Origin of the sequence: Novosphingobium sediminis, assembly GCF_007991615.1 — a bacterium.
GTDB classification, from domain to species: domain Bacteria; phylum Pseudomonadota; class Alphaproteobacteria; order Sphingomonadales; family Sphingomonadaceae; genus Novosphingobium; species Novosphingobium sediminis.
In genome coordinates this window covers 220,626-234,639 of sequence record NZ_BJYR01000013.1, presented here as the reverse complement: position 1 = coordinate 234,639, position 14,014 = coordinate 220,626, and the positions used below count along the sequence as shown (strand labels likewise).

Annotated in this window: 17 protein-coding genes; 13 read left to right on the top strand and 4 right to left on the bottom strand. The window is 66.1% G+C overall.

All coding sequences use genetic code 11. The features are described 5' to 3' along the window. Positions 1 to 31 precede the first annotated feature (31 nt). Both NSE01_RS10870 and NSE01_RS10865 read right to left on the bottom strand, forming a co-directional pair. Positions 32 to 733, bottom strand: coding sequence for a hypothetical protein (locus tag NSE01_RS10870; protein WP_147159603.1), 702 nt, complete (start codon positions 731 to 733; stop codon positions 32 to 34). A 139-nt stretch (positions 734 to 872) separates the two neighbouring features. Then, a complete protein-coding gene (locus NSE01_RS10865; protein ID WP_246135161.1) occupies positions 873 to 1,223 on the bottom strand; it encodes a DUF8200 family protein in 351 nt (116 codons plus the stop codon). Positions 1,224 to 1,430: 207 nt separating this feature from the next. On the opposite strand from NSE01_RS10865, the gene NSE01_RS10860 reads away from it, so the two are divergent. After that, on the top strand, positions 1,431 to 1,931 hold the full coding sequence (locus NSE01_RS10860) for a winged helix-turn-helix transcriptional regulator (RefSeq protein WP_147159601.1): 501 nt from the start codon (positions 1,431 to 1,433) through the stop codon (positions 1,929 to 1,931). A gap of 130 nt (positions 1,932 to 2,061) precedes the next feature. On the opposite strand, the gene NSE01_RS21305 is transcribed toward NSE01_RS10860, so the two are convergent. Then, positions 2,062 to 2,397, bottom strand: a complete 336-nt coding sequence (locus NSE01_RS21305; protein WP_170233817.1) for a UrcA family protein — start codon at positions 2,395 to 2,397, stop codon at positions 2,062 to 2,064. A gap of 264 nt (positions 2,398 to 2,661) precedes the next feature. On the opposite strand from NSE01_RS21305, the gene NSE01_RS10850 reads away from it, so the two are divergent. From NSE01_RS10850 to NSE01_RS21300, 5 genes are all read left to right on the top strand, one after another. Then, on the top strand, positions 2,662 to 2,928 hold the full coding sequence (locus NSE01_RS10850; RefSeq protein WP_147159598.1) for a hypothetical protein: 267 nt from the start codon (positions 2,662 to 2,664) through the stop codon (positions 2,926 to 2,928). A 10-nt stretch (positions 2,929 to 2,938) separates the two neighbouring features. Then, entirely contained in the window at positions 2,939 to 3,682 is a 744-nt protein-coding gene (locus NSE01_RS10845; RefSeq protein WP_147159597.1) for a metallophosphoesterase family protein, read from the top strand. Positions 3,683 to 4,096: 414 nt separating this feature from the next. Next, complete coding sequence (locus tag NSE01_RS10840; RefSeq protein ID WP_170233816.1) at positions 4,097 to 4,765, top strand: winged helix-turn-helix domain-containing protein; 669 nt, start codon at positions 4,097 to 4,099, stop codon at positions 4,763 to 4,765. A 260-nt stretch (positions 4,766 to 5,025) separates the two neighbouring features. Further along, positions 5,026 to 5,283: a translation initiation factor IF-1 gene (gene infA / locus NSE01_RS10835; RefSeq protein WP_147159595.1), complete on the top strand. Its 258-nt coding sequence runs from the start codon at positions 5,026 to 5,028 to the stop codon at positions 5,281 to 5,283. Positions 5,284 to 5,398: 115 nt separating this feature from the next. Further along, positions 5,399 to 5,563 (top strand): hypothetical protein, encoded by a 165-nt coding sequence (locus NSE01_RS21300; protein WP_170233815.1) that lies wholly within the window; start codon positions 5,399 to 5,401, stop codon positions 5,561 to 5,563. A gap of 82 nt (positions 5,564 to 5,645) precedes the next feature. Here NSE01_RS21300 and NSE01_RS10830 read toward each other — a convergent pair whose 3' ends face one another. Beyond that, positions 5,646 to 6,269 (bottom strand): c-type cytochrome, encoded by a 624-nt coding sequence (locus NSE01_RS10830; protein WP_147159594.1) that lies wholly within the window; start codon positions 6,267 to 6,269, stop codon positions 5,646 to 5,648. Positions 6,270 to 6,459: 190 nt separating this feature from the next. Between NSE01_RS10830 and NSE01_RS10825 the strand changes: the two genes are divergently transcribed. The 7 genes from NSE01_RS10825 to NSE01_RS10795 all read left to right on the top strand — a co-directional run bounded on the left by NSE01_RS10825 (position 6,460) and on the right by NSE01_RS10795 (position 13,682). After that, a complete protein-coding gene (locus NSE01_RS10825; RefSeq protein ID WP_147159593.1) occupies positions 6,460 to 7,350 on the top strand; it encodes a prephenate dehydratase in 891 nt (296 codons plus the stop codon). 81 nt (positions 7,351 to 7,431) lie between these two features. Continuing rightward, positions 7,432 to 8,097 carry a hypothetical protein gene (locus tag NSE01_RS10820; RefSeq protein WP_246135160.1) on the top strand — a complete coding sequence of 222 codons (666 nt, stop codon included), beginning with the start codon at positions 7,432 to 7,434 and terminating at the stop codon, positions 8,095 to 8,097. Beyond that, positions 8,094 to 9,413, top strand: a complete 1,320-nt coding sequence (locus NSE01_RS10815; protein ID WP_147159592.1) for an AAA family ATPase — start codon at positions 8,094 to 8,096, stop codon at positions 9,411 to 9,413. Before NSE01_RS10820 ends, NSE01_RS10815 begins: the two co-directional genes overlap by 4 nt. Beyond that, a complete protein-coding gene (locus NSE01_RS10810; RefSeq protein WP_147159591.1) occupies positions 9,410 to 10,366 on the top strand; it encodes an AAA family ATPase in 957 nt (318 codons plus the stop codon). The genes NSE01_RS10815 and NSE01_RS10810 overlap by 4 nt, the downstream gene beginning before the upstream one ends. A gap of 3 nt (positions 10,367 to 10,369) precedes the next feature. Beyond that, a complete protein-coding gene (locus tag NSE01_RS10805; RefSeq protein ID WP_246135159.1) occupies positions 10,370 to 11,707 on the top strand; it encodes a DUF58 domain-containing protein in 1,338 nt (445 codons plus the stop codon). Then, positions 11,704 to 12,780 carry a stage II sporulation protein M gene (locus NSE01_RS10800; protein WP_147159590.1) on the top strand — a complete coding sequence of 359 codons (1,077 nt, stop codon included), beginning with the start codon at positions 11,704 to 11,706 and terminating at the stop codon, positions 12,778 to 12,780. Before NSE01_RS10805 ends, NSE01_RS10800 begins: the two co-directional genes overlap by 4 nt. Then, complete coding sequence (locus NSE01_RS10795; RefSeq protein WP_147159589.1) at positions 12,780 to 13,682, top strand: RDD family protein; 903 nt, start codon at positions 12,780 to 12,782, stop codon at positions 13,680 to 13,682. The genes NSE01_RS10800 and NSE01_RS10795 overlap by 1 nt, the downstream gene beginning before the upstream one ends. Positions 13,683 to 14,014: the final 332 nt, after the last annotated feature.

Here is a 14,014-nt window from a genome sequence, read left to right as displayed (position 1 = left end):
TGCCTGCCCAACCTACCGCAATCGCCGCGCTTTAGTAGTGCGTTTTCGCATCCGGCGCGGCGAGATCATAGCAATGGGCGATGTCGTAGTTGTCGACCCCGCCGGGGCGGTTGGCCGCTTCCTTGCGCATAGCATCGCGCGCTTCCTCGACCGCCGCGTCTGCCCCGTCACCGCTCTTGCCCGCGGCGATCTGGGCATCGCGGGCGCGCGAGGCAAGCACTTGCGCAAGTGTCTGGAGATCGCGCGCAGCGGCGCTTTCCGGCCCCTTCGTGCGCTCTTCCTCCCACGCCAGCGTGAGGATCGCGGCGCACTGCGCAAGATTCGGCGTTTGCAGCGGCGGCACCGCGGCATCCAGCCGGGCAAGACAGGGCTTCACTTGCGCGGCGAGCTCCTTGTCCGGGTCCGCGGCAGCGCGGCGCTGCATTGCGGTCACTTCGGCCACGAGTAGATCGCGCACGGCGGCCTGCGTCATCCCGCCCTGCTCGACCGCGCGCGTGCCGACATCGGCAAAGAAGCGCTTGCCTCGCACGGCCAGCGGCGGAAGCGCGAGTGCGGCCGCACTCCCGCGCGACTGTTCCGAGGCGGCAATGGCAAAGACGGCCGCACAGTGCAGGTCGCCACGTAGCGCGGCATCGGGAACAACGGGAGCCTCCGGGGCTGCCGTCACTGGCGAAGTGACCAGCGCAAGGATCAGCGCGGCGGGGACAAGGAAACGCAGCATCGGCAGCAGCATAGGCGCGGCCCAGCACGGCGTCTCGCACAAAAAAACGGCTGCGGGCAGTCCAGGGGAACTGCGTCGCAGCCGTGTCAGGGGCGCGCATTCAGGGTGTGGGCGGAATGCGCGCGCTGAAGAGACGTGGTATCTGGTTGGTTCAGGCCTTGGGCGTGTTGCAGCGGGCCATTTCTTCGGCCGCCAGCTCGCCCTTGGGGGTGACGAACTTGTTGATGGTGCCGACCTTGGCGGCGAGCTTGGTGCACACGACGACCGGGCGGGCGGTGTCCTGGCCGGCCGAGCAGGTATCACCCGCGCAGTTCCAGAGGACTTCGCCGAGCAGCAGCTTGGCGGGCTTCGCGACCGGCGCGGCGAGCGTGACCGAGTAATAGGAATTGGCATCGGCTGCGCGGACCGGCGCGGCAGTGGCCGCGAAAGTTGCTGCAGTGCCGACGAGCGCGAGCACGGCCGGAACCAGCTGGCGCATTGCGCTGTTGCGGATGGCGATCATGATACTTCCCCTTGAGTCTTTGTCTGACAACATGTGCCCGGAAACTGCGGGGTTGGCGGTCCGGCCAGCTGCCGTTTCGGCGCTGGCCCGGACCGCCGGGTGGAGAGGATGCGATTTCCGTTGCGAATCGATACCTAGTTCATTAGGTTTCGAGTTGCAACTAGAAACTTACATTGCCCTGCAGAATGAGGTATGTCACAAAGCGTCATGGGAAAACTTCGCGAATCCCTCGCCGATCTCGCCGCTTGCGGCCTCCCCTGCGCTTTGGAAGCGATGGGGGAGCGATGGTCTTTCATGATCCTCAGGGCCGCCTTCAATGGCGTAGGCCACTTCGAGGAGTTCCTCGACGCCCTTGGCATCGCCCGCAACATCCTGTCAAACCGGCTTTCCCGGTTGGTCGAGGCGGGCATCCTGAAACGCGAGCATTGCGCCGATGATCGTCGCCGCATCGAATACCGGCTGACGCCGAAGGGGATGGACCTGCTTCCCGCCATGCTGGCGCTTCGCCAGTGGGGCGAAAAGTGGGAAATGAACGTCCCCGCCAATCCGGTGCTGTGCGATTCCCGCGACGGGCTGCCGATCCTGCCCATCACCATCCGCGCGCATGACGACCGGGTGCTGGAAGGCGCGGAGCTGACGTGGCGCGAGTGGTCGGCGATCGAAGCCGAAAAGGGCAACGCTCCGGCACCTCTGCGCGCTGCGAACTGAACTCAAAAAAGGCGGGCCGCCGCCTGACCGATCCCGGGGGCAGGGAGTTCCGGTCTGGCAGCGACCCTGAACGTCGGCAGCGACTGGGACTGGGTGGTCGGCTGCTTCACACGTTTCGGCAATCAAAGGCTCAGCGCGCGGCAACCTTGACGGCGCCGCCGGTCAGGCCGCGGGCAACCATGGTGCGCTGCGCGGACTGGATCGCGTTGCGATAGCAGCGGCGCGATTCCATCGCTTCGGAGAGGGGATGCGGGCCGAAGTTGGCTTCGCAGACCGCCGCGGCAGCGTGGCGCACGCGGGCATCGAACGTCGACTGGCCCTTGGCGGTCGAGAGATCGAGATCCGAGTACTGGACCATCCGGTGCTGCACGATCACGTCGGGGTTGGCAGCGTCCTGGGCGAAAGCGGGCTGGGCGGCAAGCACCAGGCCAACCAGGCCAGTTGCGATCAAAGCGTTCTTGAACATGGCAGTTTCCTTAGCTTGGGTTGCAGATTTCAGTGCAGTGCGGTGGTCGGGCTGGCCGGTCCGTGTCTGGGAGCCTCGCCACCGCCGCATGACTATTCTGCTAGGCGATTCGGGTTCGCGCCGCGCGCCAGCGTCGACCGAGCCGTCCATCATGCCGACAAACCGTCGGTGCGCCCGACCAACCGCTGATCCTGCTCCACGAGCGACAAGTCTGCCGCTCCCCGGCGTGACAGGACGCCGCCGGCTCCCTATCCTCGAGGTCGAATGGCGATTCTGATCATCTTCCTGCTCGGCATCGGCAACTTCGCGCTGCACCAGGCCATCATGGAAAGCGGCCATCCCCTGCTCGACCAGTTGCCGTGGTTCTATCACGCGCTCAGCAGTCGCCTGTCCCTCTTCGTGGAGTTCCTCATGCTGCTGGGCGGGCTGCTGCTGGCCTCCGAGGGGATCGCTTGGGGCGCGCTGGGCTACCTTGCCTACAGCCTGCTCAATGCGATTTCGGCTTGGCTAATTCTCTCCGGACGGGTTTAGGCAACCGTCCATGATCCGCCTGTTCCACATCAGCGACGTGCATTTCGGGTTGGAAGATACCGCCGCCCTGCGCTGGGTGGCGGATTGCGTCGCGCGCGAGCGGCCCGATGCCGTCGCCATCACCGGCGACCTGACGATGCGCGCCCGGCACCGGGAATTTACCGCAGCGGCCGACTGGATCCGCGCCCTCGGCGTGCCGGTGACCGTTGAAGTCGGCAATCACGATCTGCCCTACTTCAACCTCGCCGAGCGCTTTCTGGATCCCTATCGCCGCTTCCGCGCGCTGCAGGGCGCAGTGAACCACGGCATCGCGCTGCCCGGCTTGGCAATCATCCCGCTCAAGACCACTGCGCGAGCGCAGTTGCGGCTCAACTGGTCCAAGGGCCGGGTTGGCGAGCGCAGCCTTGCTGCCTGTCTCGCCGCGATCGATGCGCTGCCTGCGGGCACGCGCGTACTGGTCGCTTGCCATCATCCGCTGGTCGAAACCGGTACGCGCGGCAAGGCGCTCACGCGCGGTGGCAGCCGCGCGCTCGCGGCACTGGCGCAGCGCGGCGTACTGGCGGTGCTGTCCGGCCACGTCCACGATGCGTTCGACATCATGCACCCCACCGAACATGGCCCGGTGCGCATGATCGGTGCCGGAACACTGTCGCAGCGACTGCGCGCGACCCCTGCCGGCTTCAACGAACTGATTGTCGATGAGAGCGGCCTGACGGTGCTGGCGCGACACGGCGCTGCGCTAGCGGATACGTGATTAGACTTATAATGAAAGTTATGATTTGAAACGTTCAGTTCGTTTCCATCGAAACCGAGACTCTTCATTAAAGCTGCGCGAAAACTTTACCAGACGCTGCATGTCTTTTTGAAATTTATGCCTTTTTCCGAGATCACTCGAGTCGGCTGATTAACCGGCAACAAGCCTGTAGCGACAACCTTGTAATGCCTATCTTACGTTTAGATTGAGGCGCTGGCGGGCGGGGCATTGCCCCGCTGACGCAGTGACCCGGCAAACCCACTTCAATCAATCTATCCACTATGGACATATATGACTACCTATAGTTCGATAGGGGTAGGGCCAGCACCCTGTTCTGGCCTGCCGATCGCCGCGCTCACGCCATTGGAGGCACCATTGCCCAGTCTTGCCTCCCTATCCGATGATCGGCCCTTCATGCACTTCGCTACGAGCAATATCCGTTATCTGACAATGAACGACCTGCACCGCGATGTCCGCGACGCATGGTTGCAGAGCGCGTTCGACAAGTTCGACCAGCATACCTTCGTCGATCTCGACACGCGGTTCCTCTCGATTGCCGAGCAGGACTACGAAACGCTCATCATCGGCGGCAACGATCCGGTGCGCGCCGCGCGTTTCCTGCGCATCAATCGCCCGATCCTTGCGCGCAAGGTGAAGATTGCGCTGATGCATGGCAGCCTTGCCAGCAAGCGCGCCAAGGCGCTCAACGCCGGTTTTGACGATGTGTTCGACAGTGCAAGGATGAGCCCTGAAGAAGCCGTGGCCCGCTGCGCGGCCATCGTGGCGCGCTATCGTGCTGCGGCGCATCAGGCCCGCGCGGAGCAGGAACTCACCAGTTCACTCGAGCGGATTGCGCACCTGCATCTGCTCGGCAAGCGCGAACGCCAGTTGCTGACGCTGCTGGCTAATCGGCTGGGCGAACCGGTCACCCACTACAAGCTGCGCACCGAGCTCAGCCAGGGCAACGACGAGATGTCATACAACTATCTCAAGGTGCTCGCCTCGAACCTGCGCGCCAAGCTCAAGGAGCCCTACGTGCTCGTGCCGGGCGGACAGGGATCGTACAAGATTACCAGCCTCTGAAATCATCGCGGCCGGACCTGCGCCGGGGAGTCATTGACTTTCCGGCAGTTTCCGCCCATATGAGCCTTGCTAACGTCGCCTGCGACGGATTTTCACGCACCGGACCAGTGTTCCGGGCCGAATTGTCCCCTCTCACGCCACCAGCACCGGTTGCACTGTTTGCAGCCGCGTTTCCTGTATTCGTGAAAGGGGCCCCGATGCCCGAATTCCGTACCTGCCTTCCCGCCACCGCTCCTGCCCGCAACAAGGGGAACTGAGCCATGGCCAAGGAAGATCTCCTCACCCTCGACGGCCAGATCGACGAAATCCTGCCCGACGGCCGCTTTGGCGTGATGCTCGAAAACGAGCATCGCATCATCGCCTATACCGCGGGCAAGATGCGCAAGTTCCGCATCCGCTCGATCGTGGGAGACCGCGTGAAAGTGGAGATGACGCCCTACGACCTTTCCAAGGGCCGTATCGTCTTCCGCGAGAAAGTCGCCGGCGGCGGCGCAGGGGCATTCAAGAAGCGCCGCTAGGCCGCTTCTGCGCCCACAAACGACATCAGGCCGTCACAACCAGCGTGCAGGATGATCCTGCCGCGCGCGGACCTGTATTCCCAACATCGGCACGAATGACGTGCCAAGGATTTTCATGACACCGAATACGAACATTCAGCAGACGTTTACGATCAACCACAGCTTCCTCGCAGGCCATCCGGTACTCCGGAAGAACCACATGGCGGCGCCTATGCGGCGCACTTCGCCGGTACTCACCACGCAGGAACTGCGCCAGATCGTCGAGCAGATGGTCGACTGACCACGCTCAAGCGCTGAAAAAGGAAAGGCCCCGACCGCGCATACCGCGGTCGGGGCCTTTTCTTTTGCGGCTGGTGGGCCGCTTACTTGGCGGCTTCGCTCGCTTCAGCAGCGGGCGCGCTCGCATCGGCAGCCGGCGCACTGGCATCGGCGGCAGGAGCCGCAGCGGCTTCGGCGGCCGGAAGGGGCAGGTTGCTGCCCTGCGAGTTGAGGTACAGGATCACGTCAGCGCGCTGCTGCGGATCGCTGATGCCTGCGAACGACATCTTGGTGCCGGTCGCGTACTTGGCGGGCGAGGTCAGCCATTCATCGAGGCTGGCGAAGTCCCACTTGCCACCCTTGGCCTTGAGCGCGTCGGAGAAGGCGTAACCACCACGGCCGGCAGCCTGGCCTTCACCCACCACGCCGTAGAGGTTCGGGCCGATGCCGTTGGCACCGCCTTGAGCAATCGTGTGGCAGGCCTTGCACTTGGCAAAGGTCGCTTCACCCTTGGCGACGTCGCCCTTGGCGAGGCGATTGGCGATCGGTTCTGCCGCTGCGGCACCGGCGCCGCCCTCGGCTTCGACGCCCTCGATCACATAGCCCATCTTCTCGGGGCGGTTTTCCTTGTCGGCCAGGAAGTAGTGACCCGAAAGGCTCGAAAGCCCCAGCGCAACGATGCCGCCGAACAAGGTCCAACCGGCAATGGTATTGAAACGATCGTCCATTCCGAGCCCCATATGGAGTATGCGCCGCCCGCGTGCGGCGAGAATTTTCGCCGCCGCTCTAGTCACGCCCCCGCGCCCGCGCAAGAGTGATTGCAAGCACTTGAGCGAGAAGAATCGCTTATGGGCCTAGGTTCGCCCGATACGAATGCGCCTTGCCCGCCTCCGTCAGGGGCCTTAAGCGCCTCGGTCCATGGCCAGTTATCCCGCACCCGCCGCCCGTCTTGTTGCCGAAATGGCAAAGGCCGCCGCCACCGATCCGGCGCGCGCGGTCGCATTTCAGGGCGCGCCGGGCGCCAATTCGCACCGCGCCGCGATGGAAGCACTGCCGCATTGCCTGCCGCTGCCGTGCTTCTCGTTCGAGGACGCGCTGGAAGCAGTACGGGACGGGCGAGCCGGCCAGGCGATCATCCCGATCGAGAATTCGCAGCACGGCCGCGTCGCGGATATCCACTTCCTCCTGCCTGAAAGCGGCCTGTCGATCGTCGGCGAGCACTTCATGGCGATTCATGCCTGCCTCATGGGCCTCGGCACCGGGCCGTTTACCAGCGCCTACAGCCACCCGCAGGCGCTCGGCCAATCGCGCCACTATCTGCGCGAGAAGGGCATCGTGCCGATGTCCTATGCCGATACCGCAGGCGCAGCAGCCTATGTCGCGGAACTGGGCGATCCCGCAGCCGCCGCGCTCGCTCCGCACATCGCCGCCGAACTCTACGGGCTCACCGTCGTCGAGGAGAACGTCGAGGACGCGCATGACAACATGACCCGCTTCGTGACGCTCGCGCGCGAGCCGCTTGACCTCAGGACCATCACCGGCCCCGCAATCACCACCTTCATCTTCGAGGTGCGCAACATTCCGGCCGCGCTCTACAAGGCGCTCGGCGGCTTTGCGACGAACGGCGTCAACATGACCAAGCTGGAGAGCTACCAGCGCGGCGCCAGCTTCTCCGCCACGGCGTTCTTTGCCGATATCGTCGGTGCGCCGGGTGAACCGGCGGTCGACCGCGCGCTGGAAGAGCTTACCTTCTTCGCCAAGGACTTGCGCATTCTCGGCACCTATCCGCTGGAACGCGTACGCGGCTGAAGACGCCCGCTTGGGCATGGCCACCAAACCGGCGCAATAATCGCTTGCTCCCTGCGGGCAGACCATGCGAGCACTCGCCTCGTGGCAGTAGCACCGGGACCGGACAGCGCCAGCGCAGGCGCCCAAGCGGGTGAACAGGCCTGGGCAGCAGCGCGCGCGATGCGCGATATCCAGTATGCGCCGCTCCCGCCCAACCCGGTCCAGAAGAGCGATCCTCCCGAGTGGCTCGTCAAGCTCGTCCGCTTTCTGGTCGATTTGTTCGAGCCGATCGGCAAATGGCTTGGCGCGGGCTGGAACGGCATCGAGATCTTGCTGGCGCTACTGGCCGGACTCGGCGTGTTGTGGATCGCGTGGACGATGCTCCAGCGTTGGCGGCTGAACCGCGCGCTGGCGGCCCCCGCTGCCCCGGCCACGGTGATCGATCGCGCAGCTGCTCTCGCTCTACTCGAAGATGCCGACGCACTGGCCGCGCAGGGGCGGTTTGACGAAGCGGTGCACCTGCTGCTCCAGCGCAGCATCCACCACATCGCGGCGGCGCGGCCCGATTGGCTGTCTCCCTCCAGTACCGCGCGCGAAATAGGCCTGATCCCCGGCCTTCCAGCGGCGGCGCGGCAGGCCTTCACGCAGATCGCGCGGGAGGTGGAGCGCAGCCTCTATGCCCTGCGCGCGCTGGCGGCGGACGACTGGCACCGTGCCCGCGAAGCTTATGCCGCTTTCGCGCTCCAGAACCTTGCGAGCGCGCGATGAAGGAGGCCACGTTCGGCAGGGGCACCACGCTGGGCATCGTCCTGATCGGTGCACTCGCCTTCGTTGCCGTGCTCTACTGGCTCGGCACCGGCGGCGGGGCGACCAACAATGGCGGCGGCCATGCGGCGGGACGCGGCCTCAATGGCTATGCCGGGCTCGCCGCCATGCTTGAGGCCGACGACATCGCGGTCCACCGCGCGCGCAGCAAGGACGCGCTGAGACAGCCCGGCCTCCTCGTGCTGACCCCTCCGGCCGAAGCCAAGGGCACCGACATTGCCGAGATCGTTGCGGCGCGGCGCACGATCGGCCCGACGCTGGTTGTCACGCCCAAGTGGCGGGCATTTCCCGATTTCAACAATCCCCTGACGAGACGCGGCTGGACCCGGATCGACGGAACCACGCCGCCCGACTGGAAGGGCTATCACGATGATGTGAGCCTCGGCTTCGTGCCCGGTGCGGCGCGGGGGTGGCGGGGCTCCGGCACCCTTTCCGCGCTGCGCGGGCGCCTCCCCGATGATCGCGTGGTGCAATCCGGCACCGGCCCCGGCCTCGAATCGCTGATCGAAACATCGGACGGACATGTCCTTGCCGGATATCTCAGCGGGGACGGCAGTAACCCCGCGCTCGAACGCTGGATCGGCATGGCGCGCCACCCGGACGCCAATTCCGGCGAAGAAGACGCCAACAGCGATTTTACCCGCAGCTTCCCGGTCGTCCTCGTCTTCGAGCCCGACCTGCTCGACAATTGGGGCCTCGCCGACAAGCAGACCGGCCTCATGGCCCGCCGTCTTGTGTTCGCCGCCGCAGGTGGACGCCCGAACGCCGTCACCTTCGACCTCACGCTCAATGGCCTCGGCGCGAGCCGCAACCTCCTCACTCTGGCGTTCGAGCCGCCGTTCCTTGCCGCCACGTTGTGCTTCCTGATGGCGCTGCTGGCCGCCGGCTGGCGCAGCTTCAACCGCTTTGGCCCGGCGCGCGTGGCCGGGCGCGAGATCCCGCTCGGCAAGACCGTGCTGGTCCGCAACACGGCAGGCCTGATCCGCCGCGCAGGGCGCATCCGCCTGATCGCCGCACCATACGCCGATGCCGCGCGCGAACGGCTTGTCCACGCGCTTGGCCTGCCACGTGGCCGTCCGCCGGAGGAGACCGATGCGGCGATCGACCGATTGCAGGCCCGCCTCGACCCGAGCGGGCAGGACACGACCAGAGCGCGCTGGTCCGAACTCGCCGCACGACTCAGCGCCGCCCGCCGCTCCGCCGATGTGGTGCAGCGCGCCGCGGCGCTCCAACGCCTTGAAAGGGACCTGACCGAATGACACTCGAAGACGTCCGCGCCATGGCCGGCGCCATCCGCGCCGAAGTGGCCAAGGCCGTGGTGGGGCAGGACAGCGTGGTCGATCACCTGCTGATCGCGCTGCTCGCTGGCGGCCACGTGCTGCTCGAAGGCCCGCCGGGCACTGCAAAGACCTTCCTTGCGCAGAGCTTTGCCACCACGCTCGGCCTCGATTTCGGGCGCATCCAGTTCACGCCCGACCTGATGCCGGGCGACATCCTCGGCTCCAACCTGTTCAACTTCCAGACCAGCCAGTTCACCCTCACGCGCGGGCCGATCTTCCACGAACTGGTGCTGGGCGATGAAATCAACCGGACCCCACCCAAGACACAGGCCGCGCTGCTCGAGGCGATGCAGGAACGCCGCGTCACGCTCGATGGCGAGACCTACCCGCTGTCCGACCGCTTCATGGTCGTCGCCACGCAGAACCCGATCGAGAGCCAGGGCGTCTATCCCCTGCCCGAGGCGCAGCTCGATCGCTTCCTGTTCAAGCTCCTCGTCGATTACCCCAGCGCCGAGGAAGAAGCCCAGATCGTCACGCGCTACGGATCCGGGCGCGGCGCGCCAAGCCCGGCAGCGCTGGGCGTGAGCGCGGTGACTGGCAGCAATGCCATCGCCGATGCCGTCGCTGCGGTCGCCACGGTGACGATGTCCGAAACCATCGTGGACTACATCGTCCGCCTCGTGCGGGCGACGCGCGAGAGCGCAGATCTTGCCGCCGGAGCCAGCCCGCGCGCCGCTGTCGTGCTGGCCGGTGCCGCCCGCGCCCGCGCCGCGCTCGATGGGCGCGACTATGTGATCCCCGATGACGTGAAGGCTCTTGCCATTGCCGTCCTGCGCCACCGCATGCTGCTGAGCCCCGCCGCCGAAATCGAAGGCCGTGCGGCGGAAAGCATCGTTGCCGATCTGATCCAGCGCACCGAAGCGCCGAGATAGCGCTTGGCACTCCGCTGGCCTTTTCCGGTGTTCTACCCTTCGGCGCGCACGGCCGTGGTGCTGGCGTTGGCGGCACCGCTGGCGGTCGTGATGGCCGCTGCTGCGCCGAAAGCGTGGATCGCGGCGCCAGCGCTGGGCGGGGCATTGCTCGTCATGGTGCTGCTCGACGCGCTGCTTGCGCCGACTTTGGCAGACCTGCGCGTCATCGTGCCGAAAGATGGCGAAGTGGGCGAGCCGCTACGCCTCCAGATCCTCGCTGATTTCCGCATCGAAAGCCCCCGCACCGCCCCTATCGCCGCGCTGGCGCTCGATCCGCGCCTTGCTCCCGGCGGCCGGCTGGTTGCCGCGCTCGGGCAGGATAGCGGGGTGTGGAGCGCCGCGGTCGAGACCATGCCCACCCGCCGCGGGACCGGACCGGTGGATGCGGTGTGGCTGCGCTGGGACGGGCCGCTGGGCCTCGCCTCCCGGCAGGTCCGCCGCGAACTCGATGCTGTGGTCCGCGTCCGGCCCAATATCGCCCCGGTGCGCAGCCCGGCCCTCCAACTGTTCCTGCGCGATGCCCAGTTCGGCATGGTCGCGCGCCGCATCCGCGGCGAGGGGACCGAGTTCGAGGCGCTGGCAGAGTACGAACCCGGCATGGACCGCCGCCGCATCGATTGGAAATCGTCAGCCCGCCACGCCCGGCTCTTCGCCAAGGAGTACGAGACCGAGCGCAACAACCAGATCGTCTTCGCGTTCGATTGCGGACAGACGATGTGCGAGCCGATCGCGGGCCTGCCGCGCATAGACCGCGCCGTCACCGCTGCGCTCACCACCGCCTGGGTCGCGCTTGGCGCGCAGGACCGCGTCGCGCTCTACGGCTTTGCCCAGCGCCCGCAGGTGATGAGCCCATTCGTCACCGCCCCGCGCGATTTCGCCCGCCTGCAGGAAGCAGCCGCCGCGCTCGATTACGGCGCCGAGCAGCCCAACTTCACGCTAGCTCTATCCACGCTGGCGGCGCGCCTCAGGCGGCGCTCGCTGATCGTGGTGTTCTCCGAATTCACCGACCCGACCAGCGCCGAACTGATGATCGAATCGATGCGCCGCCTCGTCGAGCGGCACCGGGTGATCTTCGTGGTGATGGCTGATGCGGAACTCGCCGATTTCGTGAATGCGCCGATCCATAACGCCCAAGATGCGGCGATGGCCGTCACCGCCACCACGCTCCTGCAGCAGCGCACACTCGTGCTTCAGCGCCTGCGCCGTGCAGGCATTCTGGTGGTCGAAGCCCCGCACCAGCACATCGGCAATCGCCTGCTCGACGCCTATCTCGCGGTAAAGCGCGCGGGAAGCCTCGGATGAGCGAAGCCGCACCGACCCTCCTCGGCCGTCTTGGCGGCTGGTTCAGCCCCTCCGCCAGCGCGGAGATCGCTGCTGCCGAGAGCGCAGCGCTGCGCTCAGACCGCTTCCGCCTCGAACGTGAAGGGGAGTGGAAGCGGCTCGAGGCCATCGTGGGCCGCATCGAACGCGGGCGCCTGCGCGGTATCTCGGACGAAGACCTCCTCGCCCTCCCCGCGCTCTACCGCACCGCCGTCTCCAGCCTTGCCGTCGCGCGGGAAACCTCGCTTGATGCCGAAACGCTGCTCTGGCTCGAAGACCTCACCCGCCGCGCCTGGTTCATCGTCTATGGCCCGCGCGCGGGGCTGGGTGATTGGCTAGTTCGCTTCTTCGGTGGCGGCTGGGGCGAAAGCGTGCGCGCGCTGAAGCAGGATATCCTCATCGCCCTTGCGCTAATGGTGGCGGGAACGATCGTCGGCTGGCTGCTCGTCGCCAGCGATCCCGATTGGTACTTCGCGCTGATGCCCGGCGGCATGGCGGATGCCCGCGTGCCGGGTGCGAGCCGCGCCGTCCTCCTCGGCACCTTGTTCGGCCAGCAGGACCAGCACGGCCTCGCGGTATTCGCCGCAGCGCTGTTCTCCAACAACGCGCAAGTCGCGATCCTGGCCTTTGCGCTCGGCTTCGCGTTCGGCCTGCCCTCCGCCTTGCTGCTGATCCAGAACACCACGATGCTCGGCGCCCTGCTCTGGCTGTATCACGGGCAGGGCCTCACGCTGGAAATCATCGGCTGGCTCTCGGTCCATGGCACGACCGAACTCTACGCAATCCTGCTCGCCGGCGCGGCAGGGCTCCACATCGGCCGGGCGATGGCCTTTCCCGGCGAGGCATCCGTGCTCGATGCCGCCGCGGCCGCCGGTCGGCGTAGCGCGCAGGTCATGGTCGGTGTTGTCCTGATGCTGATCGTCGCGGGCCTGCTCGAAGGTTTCGCCCGCCAATTGATCGACAACACCCCCGGCCGTCTCGTCGTCGGCGGTTTCATGCTGGTGTTCTGGACCACCTACTTCTTCGTCTGGCGCGGGCGGGGGAAGGCAGCCTGATGGCGCGCCGGCAACCTCACAACCGCAAGCGCACGGTCATCACGCCCGAAGGTGTCGCGCTCCCCTTCGTGCTGGCATCCCGCGGCTCGCGCGCCGCTGCGCTGGTCATCGATCTCATCCTGATCGTCACCGCCATGATGGTCACGTCCTACACCCTGCTCTGGATCGCCGGGGGCATCGGCATCAACACGGCAGAGCTCGAGACCAACGGGCCCAAATCGCGCGCATTGCAGGCGCTGGTGATCGTGTGGATCATCGCGATGTTCCTGTTTCGCAATGCGTGGTTCCTGTTCTTCGAACTCGGCCCACGCGGCGCAACTCCGGGCAAGCGGATCACCGGCATCCGTATCGCCGCGCGCGGCACCGAACGGCTGACCACCGAAGCGGTGATCGCCCGCAACATCGTGCGCGACATCGAGCTGTTCATGCCGATCGTGTTCATCGGCGGCGCGATCGCTTCGGGCAGCGATACCGACGTTGCCGGTTGGGCGGGCGCGATCTGGTGCGCGATCTTCCTCCTGTTCCCGTTCCTCAACCGCGATTCCCTTCGCTGCGGCGATGTGATCGCGGGCACCTGGGTGGTCGAGGCGCAGCACCGCAAACTGGGGCAGGCGCTTTCGGTCAGCGCTCCGATCGCCGCGGCCGAACAGGCGTTTACCTTCACGCCCGAAGAACTCGCCGTCTACGGGGAGTTCGAACTGCAGACGCTTGAGCGCGTGCTGCGGGATGACCGGGGGCCAGCGCTGGACGATGTCGCCGATGCGATCAGCCGCAAGATCGGCCGTCCCTACCCCTACCGCGCCGAACGGGTCTTCCTCGAATCCTACTATCTCCAGCTTCGCGCCCAGCTGGAGCAGGGCCTGCGCCTCGGCCGCCGCAAGGCGGACAAGCACGCGGCTTAGGCGGCGGGGAAAGGGTCAGCGACTGGCGGGGCGAGCGGTATCGGGTGGGAAGCCGCCACCTCTCCAACCGCCCTCTCCGTAGCGATTTGATGAGCCATGATGTCTGGAATTGGTGGTAAGCCGCCATTCGTAGGATGGGCGAGTTAGTCCTCGTTTTCGAATAACTCACGGCCATACGGGAGATCGCCAAGGCGCTCCACGTAGCATTCACCATGGCATGGCCACGACTGAGAGCCCTCACCGTTTGTAGCTATCGAAAGCGTGCAGGGGTCGAGACCGACCTCATCAACAGGCTTTGAGCAGAAGCAGCAGACGCCGATTTTCATTCTGTC

What these genes read in the sequence shown, in the direction of transcription:
- NSE01_RS10870 (WP_147159603.1), bottom strand. Translation starts at nt 733, where the DNA reads ATGCTGCTGCCGATGCTGCGTTTCCTTGTCCCCGCCGCGCTGATCCTT.
- NSE01_RS10865 (WP_246135161.1), bottom strand. Translation starts at nt 1,223, where the DNA reads ATGATCGCCATCCGCAACAGCGCAATGCGCCAGCTGGTTCCGGCCGTG.
- NSE01_RS10860 (WP_147159601.1), top strand. Translation starts at nt 1,431, where the DNA reads ATGGGAAAACTTCGCGAATCCCTCGCCGATCTCGCCGCTTGCGGCCTC.
- NSE01_RS21305 (WP_170233817.1), bottom strand. Translation starts at nt 2,397, where the DNA reads ATGTTCAAGAACGCTTTGATCGCAACTGGCCTGGTTGGCCTGGTGCTT.
- NSE01_RS10850 (WP_147159598.1), top strand. Translation starts at nt 2,662, where the DNA reads ATGGCGATTCTGATCATCTTCCTGCTCGGCATCGGCAACTTCGCGCTG.
- NSE01_RS10845 (WP_147159597.1), top strand. Translation starts at nt 2,939, where the DNA reads ATGATCCGCCTGTTCCACATCAGCGACGTGCATTTCGGGTTGGAAGAT.
- NSE01_RS10840 (WP_170233816.1), top strand. Translation starts at nt 4,097, where the DNA reads ATGCACTTCGCTACGAGCAATATCCGTTATCTGACAATGAACGACCTG.
- infA (WP_147159595.1), top strand. Translation starts at nt 5,026, where the DNA reads ATGGCCAAGGAAGATCTCCTCACCCTCGACGGCCAGATCGACGAAATC.
- NSE01_RS21300 (WP_170233815.1), top strand. Translation starts at nt 5,399, where the DNA reads ATGACACCGAATACGAACATTCAGCAGACGTTTACGATCAACCACAGC.
- NSE01_RS10830 (WP_147159594.1), bottom strand. Translation starts at nt 6,269, where the DNA reads ATGGACGATCGTTTCAATACCATTGCCGGTTGGACCTTGTTCGGCGGC.
- NSE01_RS10825 (WP_147159593.1), top strand. Translation starts at nt 6,460, where the DNA reads ATGGCCAGTTATCCCGCACCCGCCGCCCGTCTTGTTGCCGAAATGGCA.
- NSE01_RS10815 (WP_147159592.1), top strand. Translation starts at nt 8,094, where the DNA reads ATGAAGGAGGCCACGTTCGGCAGGGGCACCACGCTGGGCATCGTCCTG.
- NSE01_RS10810 (WP_147159591.1), top strand. Translation starts at nt 9,410, where the DNA reads ATGACACTCGAAGACGTCCGCGCCATGGCCGGCGCCATCCGCGCCGAA.
- NSE01_RS10800 (WP_147159590.1), top strand. Translation starts at nt 11,704, where the DNA reads ATGAGCGAAGCCGCACCGACCCTCCTCGGCCGTCTTGGCGGCTGGTTC.
- NSE01_RS10795 (WP_147159589.1), top strand. Translation starts at nt 12,780, where the DNA reads ATGGCGCGCCGGCAACCTCACAACCGCAAGCGCACGGTCATCACGCCC.